Source organism: Schwartzia sp. (in: firmicutes), from assembly GCF_978017985.1.
On record NZ_CDXDFU010000173.1, the window covers coordinates 1 to 2,827 of the forward strand.

The 2,827-nt window shown below is 53.0% G+C and carries 3 protein-coding genes; 1 reads left to right on the plus strand and 2 read right to left on the minus strand.

What is annotated here, in order from left to right; all coding sequences use genetic code 11:
* Both thiD and ACY69O_RS07630 read right to left on the minus strand, forming a co-directional pair.
* Nucleotides 1-397, minus strand: a 397-nt coding sequence (gene thiD / locus ACY69O_RS07625; protein WP_462332872.1) for a bifunctional hydroxymethylpyrimidine kinase/phosphomethylpyrimidine kinase, incomplete at its 3' end; no start/stop codon positions are given.
* Between the two features lie 174 nt (nt 398-571).
* A complete protein-coding gene (locus tag ACY69O_RS07630) occupies nt 572-1,849 on the minus strand; it encodes a ribonuclease H family protein (protein WP_462332873.1) in 1,278 nt (425 codons plus the stop codon).
* Between the two features lie 143 nt (nt 1,850-1,992).
* On the opposite strand from ACY69O_RS07630, the gene ACY69O_RS07635 reads away from it, so the two are divergent.
* Nucleotides 1,993-2,631: an HAD family hydrolase gene (locus ACY69O_RS07635; RefSeq protein WP_462332874.1), complete on the plus strand. Its 639-nt coding sequence runs from the start codon at nt 1,993-1,995 to the stop codon at nt 2,629-2,631.
* The last annotated feature ends 196 nt before the right edge of the window (nt 2,632-2,827 follow it).

A 2,827-nucleotide genomic window follows, 5' to 3' on the forward strand; every position in this document is an offset into this window, starting at 1 on the left:
CCAGGGGAAAAAGCTCCTCCGTGAGAGCCTCCACTGCGTCCTCCGCGATGAGTCTCGCGCCGCTGGTGGCAACCATCACAGGGTCCACCACCACATGCTCTGCCCTGTATTCCCTCAGGCACGCCGCGATTGTTTTGATAAGCGGGACAGATGCCACCATCCCCACCTTCACGGCTGCAGGAGGAATATCTGTAAACACCGCGTCAATTTCAGCCTTCAAAAACTCAGGAGAGGCCTCAAGAATATCCGTGACTCCCCGGGTGTTTTGCGCCGTAAGGGCTGTCACTGCGCTCATGCCGAACACTCCGTTGGCCAGCATTGTTTTCAGGTCCGCCTGTATGCCGGCTCCACCGCTGGAATCACTTCCTGCTATTGTCAAAACGGGTTTAAGCTGCATGAGAATCACTCCTGTATCTGTTATTAAAAGAAAATTGCTGTAACTTAACACTAAAAACCGTACAAGGTTTTTGCGTAAAAATATGAGTGCTGTTTTTTCATTTCATAAAAAAATCCCATGGTGTGGGAAGGATATCCGTATCATCTTTCCTTCTCACAGCCATGGGCTTCATTTTCACTTGCGTTTTGCCATCCAGCGTTTCATCTTCCACTTGAGGAAGCCCGAAACGCTTTCGTTATACACGGCCTGAAATAAGTCTCTGTCCGATACCGACAGCCTGTCCTCTGCGAGCAGGCGAAGGCGGTCCGCATCAGATGCCAGTTTTTTGTTCGCCCGTTCCAGTTCCTTTATACGGTTTTTTGCAGCCTCAAGCTGTGCCGCAAAGTCCGGAACCCATTTTTTCTCAGCGACGGTTCTTTTGGCTGCCTCTGTCGCCAGCCAGTCGCAGCGCTCGTTCATAGGGTTTCCGCTGTGTCCCTTTACCCAGAACCACGTTATATCGTATTCCTCCGTCATCTCACGGAGGTCGGCCCACAGGTCATAATTGAGCGCTTTTTTCGCTTCCTCTTCGGACCATTCCGTCCAAATCTTTTTCGTTACTCCCTGATACAGATACTGGCTGTCTGTGTAGACCTGAACGCGGTCCCCCTTGTCAGCATAGGTATCAAGTGTCCGAAGCGCGGTGGCTGCCGCCAAAAGCTCCATGCGGTCGCTTCGTGTCATATCGACGCCGCCGGAAATCTCTTTGCGATTCCCGTTCGGCAGGCAGATGACGGCGGCATATCCGCCGGCACCGTCCTCGTGTACCAGGCATCCTCCGTCCGTATAGACCATGATCGGCTGAGCCACACGCTCCCCCGCGCGAGCTCCGCCTTCTCTGAGCTGCGATGCCGCCCCCGGGTGGTTTTCAAAATCCCCGCGAACGCTGTGCGGTGTCCGCACAAATCTGCGGTGACGTACCTCCCGGCCACGGAAACTGCCCGTTCTTCCGTTATACGTGTCACGCGGTCTTGCGCCTCCGCGTCCGTAGGACGCTCCCCTTGAGGGTCCGCGCATGCCCGAATCTTCCTTCGAAGCCAGATACCGCTTTGCGTCCTCAAGAGTGTGAAATCTTTGACTCTCCGCTCCGTTGAACCCGCGTACCTGTTCTTCGCATTCCGCTGCCGTGAAATAAATCCCCGGCACTCTGCCGCGTCTGACTGCATAGATGCCCTTTTTGACCGGGTCCTCTCCGGCCATATACCGTTTCGCGGCCGCCTCGTCCTGAAACCGGCGGCCCTCCGCCCCCGGGAATCCGTCAATAGCGGACTGATACGCGTCCGCGTCGTAATAAATCCCCGGCTTGTGTCCTTTTCTTACTGCATAAATCCATGCCATAGTTCCTCTTGCTTCACCTCCTTTTGCGCTGTATTCCGGAGCCGCCTGCCGACCTCTGCGTACAGACGGCTCCACCCCTAATTATAACGCCTTCATTCCAGTTTTTCCATAAAGAAAAGTTTAAGCAAAACTTCCCGATTAGAACAAAAAAATGATACTATACATATATCCCGCATTTTCGCCGTGGGATATGACAGCTTTCCGAAAGGAGATTATTCATGTACTCGTACTATCTCTTCGATTTTGACTATACACTTGTGGACTCCTCAGAGGGTATCGTGGGCTGCTTTATGCGAACCCTTGATGAACTGAGCCTGCCCCGTGTGCAGCCCGAAACAATAACCCGCACCATCGGACTTCCCATGACCGAAGCCGTAGGCCGCATACTCGGTACGAAAGATGCTGAGCGCATAGGCGACTTCATCACACGGTACAAGGTCTACGCTGATACATACATGACACCGGGGACTCATTTTTACCCGTCAACCCTCAAGACGCTCTCTGCCCTGCATGATGCAGGCAAGCATATCGCCATAATATCCTCGAAGACCAGCCACAGGATTCAGGAAAAATTCGACCGTGACGGCGGCGCTGAGTTAATAGATTTCATCATAGGAAACTTTGAACTCAAAAACCTCAAGCCTCACCCGGAAGGACTTCTTATGGCGCTGGAACGCTTCGGCGCTGAAAAATCCGAAGCCCTGTATGTAGGAGACAACCTCGTGGACGCCCAGGCCGCACAGAATGCCGGTATAGATTTCGCAGGCGTCACCACAGGAACAACAAAAAAGGAGCAGCTGGAAAGCTACCCCCATATAAGCATTATGGATGATTTGTCTATGTTGCTTAAACTTTGATTCGACATTATTTTGATCTTACTCCCCCCGACAGCCTTTGGCTGTCACCCCCCTCAAAGAGTGGGGCTTGTAATTGCCTCCCTATATGAGGGAGGTGGCACGCAGTGCCGGAAGGAGTTTACCGATACAGTTCGACGCGGCCGACAGTGCAGCAGCAAAACATACTTAGGTTCCCGCGCGGCTGACGCAAAAGTAG